General features: G+C 69.4%; 17 protein-coding genes and 7 pseudogenes. 16 read left to right on the top strand and 8 right to left on the bottom strand.

Features of this window, described 5'->3' with window-relative positions:
• Positions 1–113, top strand: a pseudogene (locus tag ACWGIU_RS08915) (ABC transporter substrate-binding protein); the annotation flags it as partial.
• A gap of 302 nt (positions 114–415) precedes the next feature.
• On the opposite strand, the pseudogene ACWGIU_RS08910 reads toward ACWGIU_RS08915, so the two are convergent.
• Positions 416–698 (bottom strand): annotated as a pseudogene (locus tag ACWGIU_RS08910) (hypothetical protein); the annotation flags it as partial.
• Between the two features lie 359 nt (positions 699–1,057).
• Here ACWGIU_RS08910 and ACWGIU_RS08905 point away from each other — a divergent pair.
• A complete protein-coding gene (locus ACWGIU_RS08905) occupies positions 1,058–1,264 on the top strand; it encodes a hypothetical protein (RefSeq protein WP_453703796.1) in 207 nt (68 codons plus the stop codon).
• 605 nt (positions 1,265–1,869) lie between these two features.
• On the opposite strand, the gene ACWGIU_RS08900 is transcribed toward ACWGIU_RS08905, so the two are convergent.
• Positions 1,870–2,070 carry a hypothetical protein gene (locus tag ACWGIU_RS08900; protein ID WP_453703794.1) on the bottom strand — a complete coding sequence of 67 codons (201 nt, stop codon included), beginning with the start codon at positions 2,068–2,070 and terminating at the stop codon, positions 1,870–1,872.
• 466 nt (positions 2,071–2,536) lie between these two features.
• Here ACWGIU_RS08900 and ACWGIU_RS08895 point away from each other — a divergent pair.
• A pseudogene (locus tag ACWGIU_RS08895) lies at positions 2,537–2,920 on the top strand (transposase); the annotation flags it as partial.
• Positions 2,921–3,001: 81 nt separating this feature from the next.
• On the opposite strand, the gene ACWGIU_RS08890 reads toward ACWGIU_RS08895, so the two are convergent.
• Positions 3,002–3,631, bottom strand: a complete 630-nt coding sequence (locus ACWGIU_RS08890) for a GNAT family N-acetyltransferase (protein ID WP_453703798.1) — start codon at positions 3,629–3,631, stop codon at positions 3,002–3,004.
• A 145-nt stretch (positions 3,632–3,776) separates the two neighbouring features.
• A complete protein-coding gene (locus ACWGIU_RS08885) occupies positions 3,777–4,202 on the bottom strand; it encodes a DUF3592 domain-containing protein (RefSeq protein WP_453703792.1) in 426 nt (141 codons plus the stop codon).
• 171 nt (positions 4,203–4,373) lie between these two features.
• Between ACWGIU_RS08885 and ACWGIU_RS08880 the strand changes: the two genes are divergently transcribed.
• The 6 genes and pseudogenes from ACWGIU_RS08880 (at position 4,374) to ACWGIU_RS08855 (ending at position 7,445) form a co-directional block, all read left to right on the top strand.
• Complete coding sequence (locus ACWGIU_RS08880; RefSeq protein ID WP_453703790.1) at positions 4,374–4,772, top strand: hypothetical protein; 399 nt, start codon at positions 4,374–4,376, stop codon at positions 4,770–4,772.
• A 310-nt stretch (positions 4,773–5,082) separates the two neighbouring features.
• Positions 5,083–5,616, top strand: a complete 534-nt coding sequence (locus ACWGIU_RS08875) for a DUF6882 domain-containing protein (protein WP_453703788.1) — start codon at positions 5,083–5,085, stop codon at positions 5,614–5,616.
• On the top strand, positions 5,528–5,968 hold the full coding sequence (locus ACWGIU_RS08870; protein WP_453703786.1) for a Helicase associated domain protein: 441 nt from the start codon (positions 5,528–5,530) through the stop codon (positions 5,966–5,968). Before ACWGIU_RS08875 ends, ACWGIU_RS08870 begins: the two co-directional genes overlap by 89 nt.
• Positions 5,969–6,071: 103 nt before the next feature.
• The gene (locus tag ACWGIU_RS08865) at positions 6,072–6,740 is read left to right on the top strand and encodes a hypothetical protein (protein ID WP_453703784.1); all 669 of its coding nucleotides are present in this window, start codon (positions 6,072–6,074) and stop codon (positions 6,738–6,740) included.
• 85 nt (positions 6,741–6,825) lie between these two features.
• Positions 6,826–6,924, top strand: a pseudogene (locus tag ACWGIU_RS08860) (transposase); the annotation flags it as partial.
• 68 nt (positions 6,925–6,992) lie between these two features.
• Positions 6,993–7,445, top strand: coding sequence for a DUF6463 family protein (locus ACWGIU_RS08855; RefSeq protein ID WP_453703782.1), 453 nt, complete (start codon positions 6,993–6,995; stop codon positions 7,443–7,445).
• Between the two features lie 88 nt (positions 7,446–7,533).
• On the opposite strand, the pseudogene ACWGIU_RS08850 reads toward ACWGIU_RS08855, so the two are convergent.
• A pseudogene (locus ACWGIU_RS08850) lies at positions 7,534–7,752 on the bottom strand (NF041680 family putative transposase); the annotation flags it as partial.
• A 566-nt stretch (positions 7,753–8,318) separates the two neighbouring features.
• Here ACWGIU_RS08850 and ACWGIU_RS08845 point away from each other — a divergent pair.
• Positions 8,319–9,467: an amidinotransferase gene (locus tag ACWGIU_RS08845; RefSeq protein ID WP_453703780.1), complete on the top strand. Its 1,149-nt coding sequence runs from the start codon at positions 8,319–8,321 to the stop codon at positions 9,465–9,467.
• Between the two features lie 137 nt (positions 9,468–9,604).
• Entirely contained in the window at positions 9,605–10,054 is a 450-nt protein-coding gene (locus ACWGIU_RS08840) for a universal stress protein (protein ID WP_453703778.1), read from the top strand.
• On the opposite strand, the pseudogene ACWGIU_RS08835 reads toward ACWGIU_RS08840, so the two are convergent.
• Together ACWGIU_RS08835 and ACWGIU_RS08830 are read right to left on the bottom strand one after the other, a co-directional pair.
• A pseudogene (locus ACWGIU_RS08835) lies at positions 9,975–10,270 on the bottom strand (transposase); the annotation flags it as partial. The gene ACWGIU_RS08840 and the pseudogene ACWGIU_RS08835 overlap by 80 nt on opposite strands.
• Positions 10,252–10,485 (bottom strand): hypothetical protein, encoded by a 234-nt coding sequence (locus ACWGIU_RS08830; protein ID WP_453703776.1) that lies wholly within the window; start codon positions 10,483–10,485, stop codon positions 10,252–10,254. The gene ACWGIU_RS08830 and the pseudogene ACWGIU_RS08835, both read right to left, overlap by 19 nt.
• A gap of 304 nt (positions 10,486–10,789) precedes the next feature.
• Here ACWGIU_RS08830 and ACWGIU_RS08825 point away from each other — a divergent pair, with 304 nt between their 5' ends.
• From ACWGIU_RS08825 to ACWGIU_RS08815, 3 genes and pseudogenes are all read left to right on the top strand, one after another.
• A complete protein-coding gene (locus tag ACWGIU_RS08825) occupies positions 10,790–11,005 on the top strand; it encodes a transposase (protein ID WP_453703774.1) in 216 nt (71 codons plus the stop codon).
• Positions 11,006–11,080: 75 nt separating this feature from the next.
• A pseudogene (locus ACWGIU_RS08820) lies at positions 11,081–11,299 on the top strand (transposase); the annotation flags it as partial.
• 28 nt (positions 11,300–11,327) lie between these two features.
• Positions 11,328–11,726, top strand: coding sequence for a DUF5958 family protein (locus ACWGIU_RS08815; RefSeq protein WP_383805643.1), 399 nt, complete (start codon positions 11,328–11,330; stop codon positions 11,724–11,726).
• A 108-nt stretch (positions 11,727–11,834) separates the two neighbouring features.
• Here the strand turns inward: ACWGIU_RS08815 and ACWGIU_RS08810 are convergent, their stop codons facing one another.
• Complete coding sequence (locus tag ACWGIU_RS08810; protein ID WP_453703772.1) at positions 11,835–12,932, bottom strand: barstar family protein; 1,098 nt, start codon at positions 12,930–12,932, stop codon at positions 11,835–11,837.
• 141 nt (positions 12,933–13,073) lie between these two features.
• Here ACWGIU_RS08810 and ACWGIU_RS08805 point away from each other — a divergent pair, with 141 nt between their 5' ends.
• A complete protein-coding gene (locus tag ACWGIU_RS08805) occupies positions 13,074–15,218 on the top strand; it encodes a hypothetical protein (protein ID WP_453703770.1) in 2,145 nt (714 codons plus the stop codon).
• Positions 15,219–15,393: 175 nt separating this feature from the next.
• On the top strand, positions 15,394–16,014 hold the full coding sequence (locus ACWGIU_RS08800) for an SUKH-4 family immunity protein (RefSeq protein ID WP_453703768.1): 621 nt from the start codon (positions 15,394–15,396) through the stop codon (positions 16,012–16,014).
• The last annotated feature ends 840 nt before the right edge of the window (positions 16,015–16,854 follow it).

Genomic DNA, 16,854 nt, shown 5'->3' with positions numbered 1-16,854 from the left:
TCAAGAACGACCGGATCGTCGTCCTCGACTACGCGGAGCTGGTGGAAAGCCCGCGCAATCCTGCGGCCATCGCCTCACTCGCCGAGGACCTGAGGAAATTTTCTCGCGACTGATCGGCAGAGGACGTCGGCCGCCGCCTCAGCACGCGGGCGGCGGTGCCGACCGTCGCAGCAGCGCGCCTCGGTCCACCAGTGCGCCAGGAGCAGCGGCCGACGACCGCCTCTGGCGTAGCCTCTGGGCCGGCCCGGGTCTCGGAACGGGCTTGGAGACGTGTCGCCTTCCTGTGTGCTCAGTCCGCTTCGGCGCTAAGTGTCCTTTCCCGCTGGGTCGGACTCATCATGTCGACGGCGTCGCGATCCTGGCCGGTGGCTGACGGCGTTCTGAGGGTCGGGTGCCGGCCACCAGTACCTACGAGTCAGGCGCCGACGAGTTCTTCCAGGACGTCTTCCATGGTCACGAAGCCAGGACGGTGCCTTTGCTGCCGGTGACGGCAGCGAGCTGGGTGCCTGCCGCGCCCACGGCAGTCATGGTGTCGTCGAGCGGGTGTCGAGGGCGACCTTGGTGATCCGGTGGAAGGCAAGGTGCGGGAACGGCGCTGTGCGGTCTATGAGTCTGAGGGCGTCCTTGATGTGGAGGTAGCCGAGGATCTCCTCGCCCGGTCCGGTAACGGGCATGCGGGAGAAGCCGTGGGCGGCTGCTGGTGACGTCGCGGCCGGTAGGAGCGAAGGTGGCCTGCGCGACGAAGAACGGCAGTCCGTCATTCCCCTGTCCCTCCTGGAGGGTCGCGGCAGGCGCTCGCAGCAGCTGGGCGTGCATGGAGATGATGCTCGGCGCCAGAGCCAGCTGGCGGCGACGGCGGCCAGGGCGGCTCGGCGAGCGGGCGCCCAGACCTCGTGTCCGGCCGTCTCGAACAGCACCGTCCGCAGGGCGGCGACGTCGAGGTGGCGGCGGGCGATCCGGCGGACGGCTTCGGCCGCGACCGCGGCGGCGGGAGTGCCCTGGGCGATTCTTCCAGCCGCGCCACGCGGCGCGGCTGCCAGCACCAAGGACTCAAGCGATGCACGCCCCGACTGCCCTCACCGACAACGACATCCGCGTCCGCACTGCGACTCAGGCGGACGGCGACACCCTCGTGGAGCTGATCTCGCTCGTTGTCCTCCAGCTGCGGGCCGAGCAGCTTCCCGGCGCCCTGGACCCCATGAGGCACGCCCTCACCGACAGCGACGACGGACCGCTCTCGCACACCGCAGGAACCACTTCCTGATCGCCGAGAACAGTGAGGGCGTCCCCGTCGGGGCCATCGCGTGCGGCCCCGCCAAGTGGATGTCCAACCGAACCGGGCCCCCGCGATCATGCGGCGCCGGATCGCCGAGCGCATCTCCACCGTCCACGGCCTCGCCGTGATCCCTGCCTATCGACACCAGGGAATCGCCGCACCCTCCTCCAGCACGCCGAGGAGACGTTCCGGGACGCCGGATACAGGGCTCTGACGCTGCGCCACGAACGGAGCCTCCCGAAGTTCTACAGCCAGCTCGGCCACACCAGCCACAACCGCCTGTCGCTGACTCTGCCCACGGGTGAACTCCTCAGCCTCGTCGACCGGGGGTGGAAGCACGCCTTCAAGGTCCTCTCCCCCTCCGCCTCCGTCATCACGGTCCAGGGGATGCCCACGATCACCGGCGCGCTGTCCGACTGACGCCCGCCATCGGCCTCTCGCCGACGAGGTGCGTACGCTCGCCGGGGGCGATTGTGGTGCCGGTTTGCCACGGCACCACACCCCCGGTTCCCGCCCGGCGCCCGACTGCGCGGGCCCGCGCCGTTGCCTTCAACCGCCGTTGCACGGCGACGGCCAGGCCCCCGCCCGTGCCTTCACCGCAGGTCGTCGTCCTCGTCCTCGAGGGCCGGGGGCGCCTGCCACGTCAGGGTCTCCAGGGGCGAGTGCAAACGCCGGGCAGGGCCGGGGAGGGGCGCCATCACGGCGGATGCCTCGTCGCTGAAGTAGACGACGGGCTGGTCCGTGGTGCCGGCAGACGCGGGTGCTGCCGTGCGTGAAGTCTTCGTGGTGGTCATCTGGTCCCCCTGGTTGGTCACGGGCCCTGCCCGGTTGACGGCTGGCACACAGGCCAGCGGCGACAGCGTATCCAGTTTCCGAACTGCGGCCGAAGCAGATTTCCTTGGACCTCTTCCGCAGGTCAGTCCCCTCACCCCGGATCGGCCCTCGCCGCCCCGGGGGCCAGTCGCGGGTTCGGTTTTCGCTGCGGACCGCGCGACGCTGCGGTCTCCCGCCCCAGAGTCATCGGTCGTCCGCCGCCTCGCGGGTGCCACCGGACCGGTCCCAGCGCCCGTCGCGGCTCGTACAGCCGACCGGCCGCACTCTGGACCGGTTCGGCCGCCTTGCCGACGACGTGGGACATCTCGTCCAGGAGCAGGACGGAGGGCATCGGCGGCACCAGAGCGACGTCCACGGCCGGTCCTCGCTCACGCACCGCGCGCGCCAGCTGGTGCAGCTCTTCGTGCCCGGGATGGCGGGCCCGGTCTCAGCGACCGCGACGCGGCCAAGGAAGTCCTCTTCCGCCTCCGCCTGATGCACCCCGAGATCACCATCGTCTGGGCCGACTCCGCCTATGCCGGAAAGCTCATCGACTGGGCAAAACAGCACCTCAACCTCACCATCAAGACCGTCAGCCGGCCCAAGGACGCCTCCGGGTTCGTCGTGCTGCCCCGCCGCTGGGTCGTCGAACGCAGCCTGGCCTGGATCATGCACGCCCGCCGACACGCGCGGGACTACGAACGGCTCGTCCAGCACTCCGAAACGCTCATCACCTGGGCGGCGATCACGCTCATGACTCGTCGCATCACCCGGGGGAAGAAGAGCCTGACCCGCCCGCCCGTCACCCCGCAGCAGGTCACGCAAGCCGCGTGACCTACTCGTCGTCCTCCGGGCAGTTCTCCTCCTGGCCGAGTTGCTCCTGCCAGCGCAGGAACTGGAGGTTCTGCCACATCACCCCGAGCTCGATCTGGGCGGGGGGCAAGCCGGGCGCCCACCGACTGACCCGAACAGCTCCTCACAGCCGTCCAGCCCACTGATCGCGATCGGAGGGCGATCCGACAACGCCCAATCATCTCGGGACAACCGCAGACGCTGGGATACCACCACGCGATCATGCAGCACGTCACGATCGATGCCGTCAGGCCGATAGCCAAGCTTCTCTGAGACGGCCAGCGAAGACGTGTTGTCCGTGAACGACAACGACACCGCCTCGGCGCAGCCGAGTTCGGCAAACGCAAGATGCAGCACGGCAGCGCGCGCCTCGGTCCCCAGTCCGATACCTTGATGCTTGCATCCGAGCCACGAGCCGGTGGTCACTTCGCGCCTGATCGCGTAGTGACGAGCCCGCATTTCCTGCAGGCCCACCGGGCGGCCGTCGAGGAAAATCGCAAGGCCCAGCGCCCAGTCATCAGCCGTCCACGTGCCCATCCGGCGCCAGTGCTGTTGCACGACGTATCGACCACGTTCGGCAGCAGGCAGGTCTGTCCACGGGGTGAGGAACGGAGCACTGCCCGGCGGGTGAACTCCTTGAGCAGCCACATCGGCCAGCTCGGCCAGCTCCTCATCGGTGGGAAGCCGCAGCTCCAGACGAGCAGACCTATTACGTGGAACTGCCGTGTATGTCCTCCCTTGGAGTGACGGCCGTGTCGCTGTCCAACATCACTGACAAGCGATCCAGGTTCAGTGGCAGAGGACACTGCGGGTTCCTGGCGGGCGCCCCAGGTGATCAGGCAGTGATCAGCAAGACCAGGAGAACCGACAGGGTGCCCGCTGTGAGCGCCGCTCCCACGACGGTGAATACCAGGTAGATCGACGGATTCTCCCAGCCTCGGATCTCGAAATGGCGGGGGTTCTTCTCGTCGTAAAGGACCGTGACGGAGCTGCCGATGCCGTAGCCGAGGAGAACGGTGCCCCGGCCGAAGCTGGAGGGGTACGTGCAGTCGCGGCCGTCCCGGGCCGTCCAAGCCACGACGGGGTGGTGGTACTTGGCTCCGTCGTCGTCTCGCCGGGTGTCGTGACGCACAACTCGGCCTACCGCAGTGATTCCGGTGCGTCGGAGCGCGCGGGCGCGGCGGAGTCCATACCCGCCAGCGCAGAGGAAGCTCACGCCGATCAGCAGCGGTATGAGCGAGAAGAGCCATTCGCGTTCCATGTGGTGTCCGACGCGCAAGTGAGGACATTGGTTGCCGGGTACAGACGTGCCCTCCGCAGGTCGTCGACTCTGGACGCTGAACCATGCCGAAGGCAGCCGACTCGCCCAAGCCCTCGGCGCGCGCTCAGGGGCGAGAATGTTCAGGAGCTGCCAGACCGACCGAGGAGCACCTTGTCTCACACCATCCGCTGGCACCTGCAGGGTTCTGCTGACCATTCCTACTCCGGCGAGGAGGCTCGACAGCTCCTTCGACACCGGTGGGACTGGGCCACGCAGGAGACGCGATTCGAGAGTGCGGCGGGGCGCATCCTGACTGTGGTCACCAACGGCCAGCGCGCCAGGGTCGTCTTGCTGAACGGGAACGGCGACCTCGGCGAACACCTCATTGATCCGCGCGGTACAGGCTCTTCCGGCGGCTACCCGCTCTCCCATGGGCAGAGCGGCACCCACGCCGACCGTGGGACCGTCACCTTCGAGGCAGCCGGCCATGCCGTGGCGCACCTCATCACTCATGGCGTGTGGCCGCCCGAGGTCACCGTCGAACGCAGCCGCCCACGGGAGCACTCTTAGATCGCTCGGCGCCGTCGCGGGACCGGGCCGCCCTCACGGTGAACGCCCGGGCCGGTGCCGTTGCTGGGACCCTGCCCGGCCCCGTCCACTGGGACATGGGCTGTGTACACGGTCACGACCCCGCCGTTGTCCTCCTGGAAGCGACGCTCCAGCGCATCTGCTGAGACCCCGCTCAGCGCCGGTCCGACGAGGCCTCACGCTCCGCCAGACGGCGCCAGCGGCTCACAAGTGCTCTCTGACTGGGCCAGCCGCCCGCCAGCAGCGACCCCATGCAGCGGACCCGTCAGACCGTCCGCATAAGGTCGATGTCGTGATCACGCGATTCGGCGACCCGTTCCTGTCCGAGACCGAGCGCCACACCGCCTGGGGCGTGGCCCAGCTCGAGGCCCTGGGCTCGTTCCTACCCGAAGGCCCGTGGGCGGCGGACCTGCCGTCCTGCCTGTACCGCCAAGGCGCCCTCGAATTGCGCGTCTCGGTGCTCGGCACCTACGACACCGAGGAGCGGTCGTGGATGTGGGGCTGGGCAAACCCCGGCCTGAAAGGCACCGAAGTAGTGGCCCTCTCGGCCGCCGTCGAGCGCTACGGACGGGCCCACGGCATAGCGGAACTCACGGCCCCGACGCTGGACCTGTCGGGCTTCCCCGACCCGCGGCGCGCCGCCGAGACCCTCGCGTTCGCCGGGATGGGCGTGGCCCAGGCTTCCGGTTACATCGGCGACCGACTACGGCACGCTCCACCCCGAGCAGCGCCGGCTCGTGAGGGAACTGGGCATCACCCTGATCGAACCCGACGACGAGCCGCCGCAGCCCACCGGCCGCGCCGCCCGCCGGCTGCGGCAGCTTGAACACGGCCTGGCGGCCGTCGCCGCCTTCCGTGACCGCGAAGGCCACGTCCACATCCGACAGCGCGACACCGTCACCGTCGACGGCGAGGAATTCAAGATCGGCCAGTGGCTCAAGAACCTCCGCAAACGCTGGGACACCCTGCCCCCGAGCATCTCCAAGCCGTCACTGCCGCCGGACTCACCCGCCACGTGCAGCCGCCGGCCAAGGACACCACCCCCGATGTCTGAACCACCAAACCCCTCCTGGCCGGGCGGCCCGTATCCAATCCGTCCCAACTGGCTGTCGCCAGTGACGGACTTCGTGCCCGCTTCACCGACAAATGCGCACGACACGAACTGGTACCGGCTCTGAGGAGGGCCCGACGGATCGCATCCCCTCCTGACGTCCCCAAGGGGGAATGAGATCATGAGGGCCGAAAGCGCCGCCGTGGGGCGACGCGGCGGAAGGACTCAGCGTGGCCCAGGGGCGGATGACGTACAACGTGCGGTACGGGGCGTCCTCGCCGGTCGTCGTCCGCCACGGTGACAGCGGGGGACCCAATGGGCATATCGCCATTGGGATGCTGTGCCGCGTGCCGGACGGCCACGGAGGCGCCGCGCACCCCTCCGCCCGTGCCTTCGACGTCGTCGGTGAGGGCCAGACCGCGATCGCCCGGGTTTCGACGGAGGAGACAGGCTCGCGCCTGAGCGGACGCCCCGCCGTGTACCGCGTCGATGACGCGTACGGCGCCCCGCTGGGCCGGATAACGTACCGGCGCGGGCGCGCCCTGCGCGGCGCCCGCGCGCGCTGGACCGTCGAGTCGGTGACCGGACACTCCGTGCGCGGCTTCCGTGGGCGCCTGTTCTGGTGGGCGGTGTGGTGGCCCCTCGGCCTGCCCGTGAGCCTGGTGTGGCTGATCCTGTCCCTGCTCGGCGAGGGCGATGACGCCTTCGGCAAGCCGCGCAGGGTCATCTGGCGCGACTCCTCACACCGGGCGCACCTCGTCTTTCGGGGGGTCGCGGACGAGTACCGCGTCCTCGACGGAAGCTGGGACCCCCGGCTGGTGGCCGCGCTGCTCGGGCTGCACCAGTCGTACGATCCCTCGGAAGGCAGCGGCGCGAACGGCTGGTACGCCACGCCCTGAGCTTGTCCTCTGACATCCGGTCCGCTCCCGGGTGGGTCAGTTGAGTCGGCTAGGTTCCCTCGGGGCGGGCTCAGCTCAGTTCAGGAACACCATACGGTGGCGGACCCGGACCGGCGCCCGGTGGCGGGATGTGCCGGAGCGGTATGCGCCGTGGGACCGGGTCTATGACCGATTCAGTCGCTGGCTGTCGCGTTTCATTTGTACGCTACCGTACACACGAACTGTACGGCACCGTATAGATGAGGGGGCCCCTTGAACTCCAAGAAACGACTGCTCCGTTGGGCGAGCGGCATCATGCTCGTGCTGGGAGCGGGACACCTGATCCTGCTGGCGCTCGCCGCCTGGGACGACGTCACAGGCTGGGTAGAGCGGGGGATGTGGGCGGCTGTCCCCCTCGACCTCTCGGAGGGGGCGCCGCAGACAGTGGAGTCCCTCACGAACTCCGTCACCTTCTGGGCGGGTCCGGGGAGCTTCGCCGTGCCCATGATTCTGCTGGGGTGTCTGATATGGCACTTCGCTGGCCGCGGGGTGAGCGTGCCGGCCTGGACAGGCTGGGGCCTCGCGCTGTGGTGCGTACTGGGCGGCGTGCTTCTTGTGCCGTCCCCGTTCTTCGTCGGCGCCGTCTCCGGAGTGCTCATCACGCTGGCGGCACGGAAGGAGGACCGGCCGGCAGCCGTCCAGGACCGGGAGTTGCACGTGTCCTGAACGCGGAAACGAAGCGGCCGGCACTGCCCTCGAGTGGGCAGTGCCGACCACATGTCGCCCTACGGGCCCCGTCGGCCTAGCTTGAGCTCTACTCTGTGCGGCGTGGGCGAGGAGTCGTGGACTTCTTCGGTCTGGGCTTCGCGGTGGCTGTTTTGCCGCCTGTGTGGACGTCGTGCCGGGGTGTGGGCCGGGTGTTCTTTCGGCCTGGTGGCCGTCCAGGGCCTGGGCGGCTGGCTTTCGGCGCTTCGGCCGGGCAGGCGGCTTTCGGGCGGATGTGCCGGAAGTCGCGGCGGACGCGGGCGGTGGTGCACGAGGTAGTCGATTCCCGCTTCGCCCTCCAATGCGCGATACACCACATACAGGCGGTGGTCACCGGCCATCGGCACCGTGAACACGAGCCAGGTGTCGCCTCCCAGAAGCTGGGACAGCAGGGCTCCCGCTTCCAGATCGTGAGTGTCGCCCGGGTGCAGGTGGACCCGCCAAAACAGAGGGTCATCTAGAAGTTCGGGCTGTTCACCACGACAACCAAGCACTGCGCGCCGCGCTCACCGCACGCGCCGGTACCTCGTGCCCCTCATCCCGGCCAGGAGACCCCACTCGTCGACGTAACGAAGCAGGCACTCGATCCGGCGCGACGGTCACACTGCCCGGTCTCTCGGCCCTGCAGCCTTTGGCCAAAGTAGCCGCAGGCCGTCTCTGCGCGGCCCTCAGTCAGCTCACTGTGAACGACACACGAGACTGACCAAGTCCTTCTTGGTACGCCCAGCGCGCGCAGTCCGCCACGAGCCTTCATCGTGGTTGTACGGGGTGCTGCCTTGTGTGCCGGGTTGCGGGGCGGAGAGGTAGCGGCTAGGACGAGGGGAGTCAATCCCGATGTCATCGCCACGGATCGTCACCGCTGACGACAGTGTGCACTCCCTCGCGTCGCCGGTCAGCTCGCACAACGAATGGGACCCGCTGGAGGAGGTCGTCGTCGGGCGTCTGGACGGTGCGACGTTCCCCTCCAGGCATCCGATCGTGACCTGCAACGTCCCGGCATGGGCGGGACGGCTGCAGGGGCTGGCCGCCGGCGTCCGCTATCCCCGCGCCATCATCGAGCCGGCCCAGCGTGAGCTCGACCGGTTCATCGACCTGCTGCAGTCCCTGGGTGTGACGGTCAGGCGCCCCGACCCCGTCGACCACCGTCGGCGTTACGCCACCCCCGACTGGCCGTCACGCGGGTTCGCCAACAGCTGTCCGCGTGACAGTCTGCTGGTGATCGGTGACGAGATCATCGAGACCCCGATGGCCTGGCCGTGCCGGTACTACGAGACCTTCTCCTACCGCTCACTCGTCAAGGACTACTTCCGTCGCGGCGCGCGCTGGACGTCGGCACCCAAGCCGCAGCTCACCGAGGCCCTGTTCGACGGGGACTACCGGGTCCCCAGGGCTGGCGAGCAGGTGCGCTACCTGACCACGGAGTTCGAGCCGGTCTTCGACGCGGCGGATTTCGTGCGGGCGGGCCGTGACTTGTTCGTCCAGCGGAGCAACGTGACCAACCGGATGGGCATCGAGTGGCTGCGCCGCCACCTGGGGCCCGACTATCGCATCCACGAGATCGAGAGCCGCTGCCGTACGCCGATGCACATCGACACGACGTTCCTCCCGCTTGCCCCGGGCAAGGTCCTGGTGAATCCGGAGTACGTCGATGCCGACCGCCTGCCCGCGGTTCTCGACGGGTGGGACGTGTTGATCGCCCCCGAGCCCGATCCGCTCCCTGAACGGCTGCTCAAGATCACCTCAATGTGCGGCAAGTGGTTGAGTATGAACGTCCTCGTCATCGACGGCGAACGTGTGATCGCGGAACGGCACCACACCCGCATGCTGCGCGCCTTGGAGAGGTGGGGCTTCGAGCCTGTCCCCTGCGACCTGCTGCACTATGCGCCGTTCGGCGGGTCGTTCCACTGCGCCACCCTCGACATCCGTCGCCGCGGCGCGCTCGATTCCTACTTCCCCCGGCCAACCCGCGGGACCGGACCCTGAATGCACGCCACACCCACAGACTCCATGGATGTGCCAAGCACCTGGGGGTAACGAGGAAGGTCGCCTCACCTTGGCGTGTCATCAGGCCCGCCGACCGGGGAGGAGATCCCGCCCCGCCGCAAGAAGGGAGCGTACGCATGTCCCGTCCTGTGACTGTCGGTGTGGACGGGTCGCCGGAGGCTCTCGCGGCGGCCTCATGGGCCGCCGGGGAGGCGGTACTGCGCAAAGTGGACCTGCGGATCGTCTACGCAGATCAGGCGCCGGGCCCGGCGACCGTGCAGTCCGGCAGCGGCCACTGGGCCGAAGATCTGCTGGCCGAGGCCGCGGAAGGGGTGCGGCGCGAGCACCCTTCTCTGGAGATCGAGAGCCGGCGTCGATTCGGGCAGCCTTCCGGAGTCCTGGCCGACGAGGCGGCCGAGGCCGGTCTCCTGGTGCTCGGCTCTCGCGGTCTGGGCGGGGTGAGGGGGTTCCTCCTGGGGGCGGTCGGCCTGGCGACGATCAACGTCACGGAGCACCCGGTCGTGCTCGTACGGGCACCGGAGCGGCCGGACGCGACGGACGGATCAGCAGGGGTATCAGCAGGGTGACGTCGTTGCGGTTGCCGCCGGTCAGCGAGACGGCGAGCGGGATTCCCTGGCCGTCGACGATGAGGTGGTGCTTGCTGCCCGGACGTGCGCGGTCGACCGGGCTGGGCCCGCTTTTGGGCCCCGCCGAGCGGCCCGGACGTGGGAGGAGTCGATCACCGCCCGCGACCGGTCCAGCTTCTTCGCGACCCGCAGCTTCTTCAACAGCACCACATGCAGCTGGGCACGACGTTGAACTCGACGCACAGCTTCGTGCCGTGGGGAAACTTCTTCCCGCCCTTCCACTTCCACCCGCCCGTGGACAGCTTGGTCATGGCCGCCGTGACGGGGGCGGCGCCCTTCCACCCGGTCAGCTCCGACCGGTACCCCTTTGGCGTGTACGTGATCAGGCGGGCACGCATCCCGGTCCCGTGCCCTTCCATGTTGGCGCCCACGCCATCGATCCAGCAGGCCTTGCCCCCGGAAAGATAGGCCCGCCGTGCCGTCCTGGGTTCTCGCGGCGGCGTGCGCGGGCGCGGCGCCGAACAGCAGGGCCGTCGCCGTCAGTGCGCAGGTCGTCTTTCTCCCGCCAGCTCACCTCGCCGGAGTGCCCGTCGCACTGCATCGCCGGCCCCGGAATCGACTCCCCCGGGCAAGTCCACCGTCAGCCTGGCCCAGCCTGCTCAGGCTGCGCGGGTGACTTCTGCGCCGGGGACTGTAAATCGTTCGGTGTAACTCCCGATCAAGGAAGATGCACCGATGACGAGCGAGAACGTGACCGAGGCCGAGACCAGCGAAGCCGCCCAGCCGCAGTCGGCGAAGGCCGTGGACGACCGGCTGATCGACGAGCTGGTGAGCCGGGCCCAGGCCAAGGGCCTGCAGCTGACCGGTGAGGGCGGGCTGCTGCAGCAGCTGACGAAGCGGCTGCTGGAGTCCGCCCTGGAGGGGCGAGATCACCGACCACCTCGGTTATGACAGGCACGACCCTGCCGGGAAGAACGGCGGCAACTCCCGCAACGGCAGTCGTGGGGCCGCCCTGAGCGGTTCGCCGAGTTCGCCGACGCCTGGGGCAAAAAGTACCCGGCGATCGTCCGGCTCTGGGAGAACGCCTGGGCGGAGTTCACCCCGTTCCTCCGCTTCGACACCGAGATCCGCCGCATCGTCTGCACCACCAACGCCATCGAGTCCGTGAACGCCAGGATCCGGCGGGCGGTCAAGGCCCGCGGCCATTTCCCGAACGAGACCGCCGCCTTGAAGTGCGTCTATATGGCAATCATGTGTCCGAAGGGAGGCAGCCTTGACCGAACGCGACGTCATGCTCAACGAACTCGCGCAGGAGTTGCGCCCGATGTCACAGGGCATCGAATGGTTCGACGCACTTGGCCCGGAGGAACAGTCCGAGGCATTGCTGTTCCTACGCCACCACTGCGTCCAGGCGCGCGTCACCACCGAGGACGGACCGGAGAGCGTCCGCCGCGCCGGGCTGCGCCCGACGCACACACCCGCGGTCCTGATTACCCGCGGCCGGATTGAGCACCAGTTGGGGAAGATCGCCTCCCTCACCCCGCTCGATGAACGCCGCAAGGCGTTCCGGCTGCTGGTCGCGGTGCTCGCGATCGCCGACGGACGCCGGCGCGAGCGCTTTTGCTCCGACGGGTGCGGTCACTGGTGGCACGGGCTGTCCGCCACTGGCTGATCCCTCCGCCGGCGCAGCGCGACGCTGCTCCCGATACCGACGCGCGCTTGGCCGACCGCCCGACAGCAGCAACTCGTCACTACTGCGGCCGCGCGGTGGGAGGCCGATTCACATGAGGGTGACGCGCATCCCGCCCTCGGTCAGCACCTCGAGTACGGTGGCCACCAGGTCGTACGACTCGCCGTTCGGTGCCAAGACGCGGGACAGGTACCCGGCTGCGATTGCAGGATCCCGCCAAAGCAGGGTTGCGGGGGCGGTGTAGCCGAAGTTGCCGCGCAGACAGTCGACGAGGGCGTCCAGGCAGCCGCCGAAGTAGCCGCCCGGACCGTTGACAGCCTCGCCGAGTGCCAGGTAGAGGCCCGGTATATCGGTGATGTGTCGGCCGTCCAGCTCGTACACGTGTCCGGCCGCCGGGTCGTGGTGCTCGAGTCGGCAGCCCCGCTCACGGACGAGGTCGAGCCAAGCCCCGCGTTGCCGGGTCTCGAGGCTTGCCCAGGTGCCAGGGGCGTCCGGCGGTCCGGCCAGCCAGCGCTCCCAAATGGGCCACGCGTACCCCGGTACAGGTTCGAAGTGCTCACCGTCGAGTTCCAGATCGAGCAGATCCGTCCGATGGGAGGACGGGCGCCACGTGCGGACCTGGGGCCGCAGCAGCCGGTCGGTGAGCAACTCGCCCCGGTCGTCCCGTATCTCCAGCCGGGCCTCCTCCAGGTCCAGTGCCCGCCGGGTGCCCGTCGCCAGTGCCCGTCGCAGTCGGTCACCCGGGGCAAGCCCGCGCAGGATGAGCGGGGGCGCTGCGTGCTCGGGCGGCAGGACGCGGGACAACTCCCGGGAGGAGCCCAGCCACTGGTACCCGTTGTGCAGTCCGACAGGAGCCCTGTGTCCTGCGGGCGGGCCTTCATAGTCGTCCAGACCATTGATCACGAGAGCGTCCGTCCCCGGGTATGGTCCGAGGCTTTCCGCGTCCTCCAGGAGCCAGGCGTCAAGCGTCCTGTCCTCCGGCACCCACCACACTCGGCTGCCGACCCAGCCTCGTACCTCGGCTCCGCCGGGGACCCAGCCGAACAGTTCGTACGTCCCGCGCCGCGGTTCCCTGAACAGTCCCTCGGCCTCGGCGCAGGTGCCCCAGACCTGGCCGTCCCCTGTGTCCGTCAGCGTGTACCGTCCCTGCCCGCGATGGTCCCTGTCCTCATGCACGGTGGGATTCATGCCCGGACGAGGAGTACACCGTGAAGCTCTTTTCGTGGCCGGTCAGGGCGACTCGAGGCTGAGCGCTCCAACTGGCAGTTGGCCCGGGTGAGCGCCGTAGGTGACTGAGCCATGTCAGAGGTGGCTGGCACGATACTCCGCATGGATCTCGTACACCTGCTCGACGGCCTGGATGCCCGGCCCTGGTCTTCCCTCTCGCATGCGTATGGCAGCGCGGAGGACATTCCCGATCTGCTGCGGGCTCTGACCGGCGCCGACGCGGATGCGGCGGATGAGGCGTTGTCCGAGCTGTACGGGAGCGTTCTGCACCAGGGGACGGTCTACGCCGCCAGCGCGGAGGCGGTACCGTTCCTGGCCGAAATCGCGGCGGCCGGCTACCGCACGGCAGACGTCCTGGCGCTGCTCGGCGGCATGGCTGAGAGCGAGGACGAGTACGGCGTGGCACCGGGCGCGGTCCGGGCGGCCGTGGCGGGCCGGCTCCCGTTGCTACTGCCCCTGTTGGCCTCCCCGGAGCCGGAGGTCCGCCGGACCGCGGCCTGGGTGGTGTCCCACACCCGCGCGGCCGCGATTGCGCTCCCCTCCCTCCGCGCGCGCTGGGACGAGGAAGCCGAACCGTCCGCGCGCGCGGAGGTACTGGCCGGGATCGCGCGGCTCGACCCGCAGGGCGGAGCGGCAGCGGCAGCCGCCGCCCTGGACCCGTCCCAGCCAGCCGAGGTGCGCATGGCCGCCGTCTTCGCCTCCCTCGACGCAGGCGCTCCGTGGACCGAGCCCATGCATACGACGATGCTGTCCCTGCTGCCTGCCGACGCCCTGCGCTCTGACCTCGACCTCGAACGCGGCGAACCACTGGCCGCCGTCGTCGAGGCGCTTCTGGGCCGAGGCCACCGCATGGAGCGCAAGGCGGCGTTCGCGCTGGTCGACGCAGCCCTGCACGACGGTCGGGCCGAGGTGCGGGCTGAAGGCCTCTGGGCGGCCGACCGCGCCTGCATGCTCTCGCGCAGTGCCCCGCGGCGACTGGTGTGGAACCTGCGAGCGGCGGCCGTCGACGAGGAGTCGGTGGTCGCGATGTCGTCCCTTCTGGGTCGGCTGGGCAGCACCGCTGCACCGGCCGCGGACGTCCTCGTCCCCCTCGCCGGACGGAACGCCAAACATGACGACGACCATGCGGACCGGGCCCTGGCCGCGCTCGTACTGGTTGCGCCCGCGCAGTCGGCCCCGCTCCTGGCCGCCGGCCTCGGGTGTCGCCCGCGGGCCCTCGACGCCGCCGCCGGGTTCCGCAGCCCGGAGGACTCCGCCTTCCCGTACAGCGGCGAACTCCTCGACGCCATCCGGCACCGCCTTGCCCAGCCCGCGCTCCTGAGCGGCAACGAGCCCTGGCAGCTGACGAACCTGCTGGCGGGGTGGGGCGCCGAGGCGGCGCCGGCGTTGCCCGAGCTGTGCGCAGCGCTGCCGCACTTTCCCGGGCAGGCCGCCCGAGCCATCGCTTCCGTCGCCGACTGCGCCCCGGCGGACCGCGCCCGAGCCGTCACCTCGTTGCGGGCGTTGGCGGCCGAGCAGGGAGTCCTCCCCGCGGCGAAGGCCCTGCACGACCTCGACGGCGAGATCGCGCCCCTGCTGCACTGCCTCGAACAAGACCTCCAGCGTGGCGCCAGCCAAGTCAGGGAGGCCGCCAGGATGGCTGGTGCGCTCGGTCCCCGGGCAGCGGCGCTTGCACCTGCCCTCCGCGAGGCGCTCAACGGCACGGACGGCGACACCACGCCCGCGCTGGATACGGACACGGCCCTCGCTGAGGCTCTGTGGCGTGTCACGGGGGACGCGGACGCGGCAGTTGCCGTTCTCGACTCGATCTTCGCGCGCGCCGAACAGAACCCCTGGTCCAGGTGGTCCGTCGTGCGGGCCGCCCGCACGACGGCCCTCCTCGGCCCGGCGGGACGGCCGCTCGCCGCCCGCCTGGAAGCCGCCCTCGACAATCCGGCACAGGCACCGGCCGCAGTGCTGGCCCTCACGGCCGTGACCGAACCCGCCTCGCTGGACCGCACCGCGCTCGCCGAGGCCGCCCTCCGCTCCGCCGAACAGGACGCCGATCCGGAGGGTGCCTGCGACGCCCTAGAAGCACTCGGCCCCGACGCATTGACCCGCGACCACGTGAGCCGACTTGCCACTCTCGCCGACGGAGACGCCCGGGTGATCCGCTCGGGAGTCGAAGATCGCGTCATCCGCCAGGACGAAGCCCTCCGAAACCGCGCCCGGATCCTCACCGCCTGCACGGAACCCGCGGCACCCTGACCTGCCGGCCATCGTCGGCCGCCTCGGCATCCGAACCAGGCCGCGCCCCGCACGATTCGTCCCAGACCGTGAGCGCGCAGCGTGGTCCGTCTGAGCGCTTGGGTGGTTCGCAAGGCCGCAGGCGGGGAACGTCCGCGTGTTCGTCGGCCGGCCATGCGATTGACTGGGGCAGGCAATGATCGAACGATGCGGACGCTGGGGAGCCAAGCAGTTGAAGAACGACGGCATACCGCTGATACCGGACGCGGCGTGGCTGGAGGAGCGGCTGGGCGAGGGCTCGCTCTGGCGACCGGACGAGGCTGCTCTGCCGACCGAGTTGACCCATGCCGGGTCGAGGGAGTTCCTGCTCACGGTCGGCTTTCCCGCCGTCAGCCTTGACATCGTGGGGATCGACACGAGGCACTTGCGGGGCGAGGACGGAATGGAACCTTTCGATGCCGACGAGATCTATGGGGAACGCTATCCCGACGACGACTCCCCGCCAACGAACTTCTGCTTCACCGTGGCTACATGCTCCGACCAGCACCTGATGCTCGACGCGGCGGACGGCGGCATCACCCACTACGACCCCAACGGGTGGGACCACGGGGCCGGATGGAAGGGACCGGCAGCCGATGACCTACCCACGCTGGCCGTCCTCCTCGGACTGATCGCCGAGGCGGGCAACGCCTTGGAATCAACCGACGACACCGTACGCACGACCGCCATCACGGATCTGCGCGAGCGCCTGATCGGCCAGGAGCCGTACACGGACGACTCAGCGTTCTGGGACGAGGTCTTCGAGTCTCTGGACTGAGGGGCGTCGAGCACAGACATCGCCAGGACGAGTTCAGCACCGGTCAGCCCTCTACGAAGGACTTCGCGGATGCCGGGGTGGCGCCAGGTGCGCCCGCAGTAACGATGAGTGCTGTAGTTGGCCGGACGGGCCAACTACAGCACTCAGTCACAAGCGGGTCCGCCACGCATCGAACTGAAACGGCTTGCCCAGCCGGCTGGGATGGCTTGCCCACGATGCACGGAGGCTTGCCCAGGCCGTGGCGCCCAGTGTCCATGGGGTGGCGAGGCTTGCCCGGGCCGCAAGATGCCTGCTCAGGCGGCTTGCCCACACCGGCGAAGAATCGGCCCTGCAAACTTCACCCCGGCGCCTGAAGGGTCGTAGGCCACAGATCGGGAGACTAATCAGGTGCTGTGCGGGTCGCGCAAGATTGTCGCCCAGCCGGCCGCGTCTTTTTCGGGACGTAGCGCGACCTTGGCCTGCGCGCAGAAGTGCCGACGGCCGCGGTCCTCCGGAGCAGCACAAGACAGGTCGCACACTGCCCTGACTCTCGGCGACGGGCAGTCGGTCACCGCCTCGGACGTCGAAGTGCACGCCTCCAGGCTGAGGCGGACTCTTACGATGTCGAGGGAGCGGCCCGCTTCAGCGCGTTCCGCCAGGGCGCGCCGCAGAACGCGGCTCGTGGCCGCACGGGTGCTGGCGGAGAGACCCGATTCTTTCCGATCAAGGTCGTCGGCCAATTCCAGGAGCCGGCAGCGGTTGTCGCCGCTAGGGTGCGTATTCGGTTGTGATCAATGGGTGGGTCCGGGTGAGGTCCTTGATCCAGATCATCGAGGCGCGAAGATGGAGGCCTGCGAGGTA

It is taken from the genome of Streptomyces sp. NPDC054840, from assembly GCF_053611065.1.
Note: the sequence above shows the minus strand (reverse complement) of the source record. Positions and strands in the feature narration are given on the sequence as shown.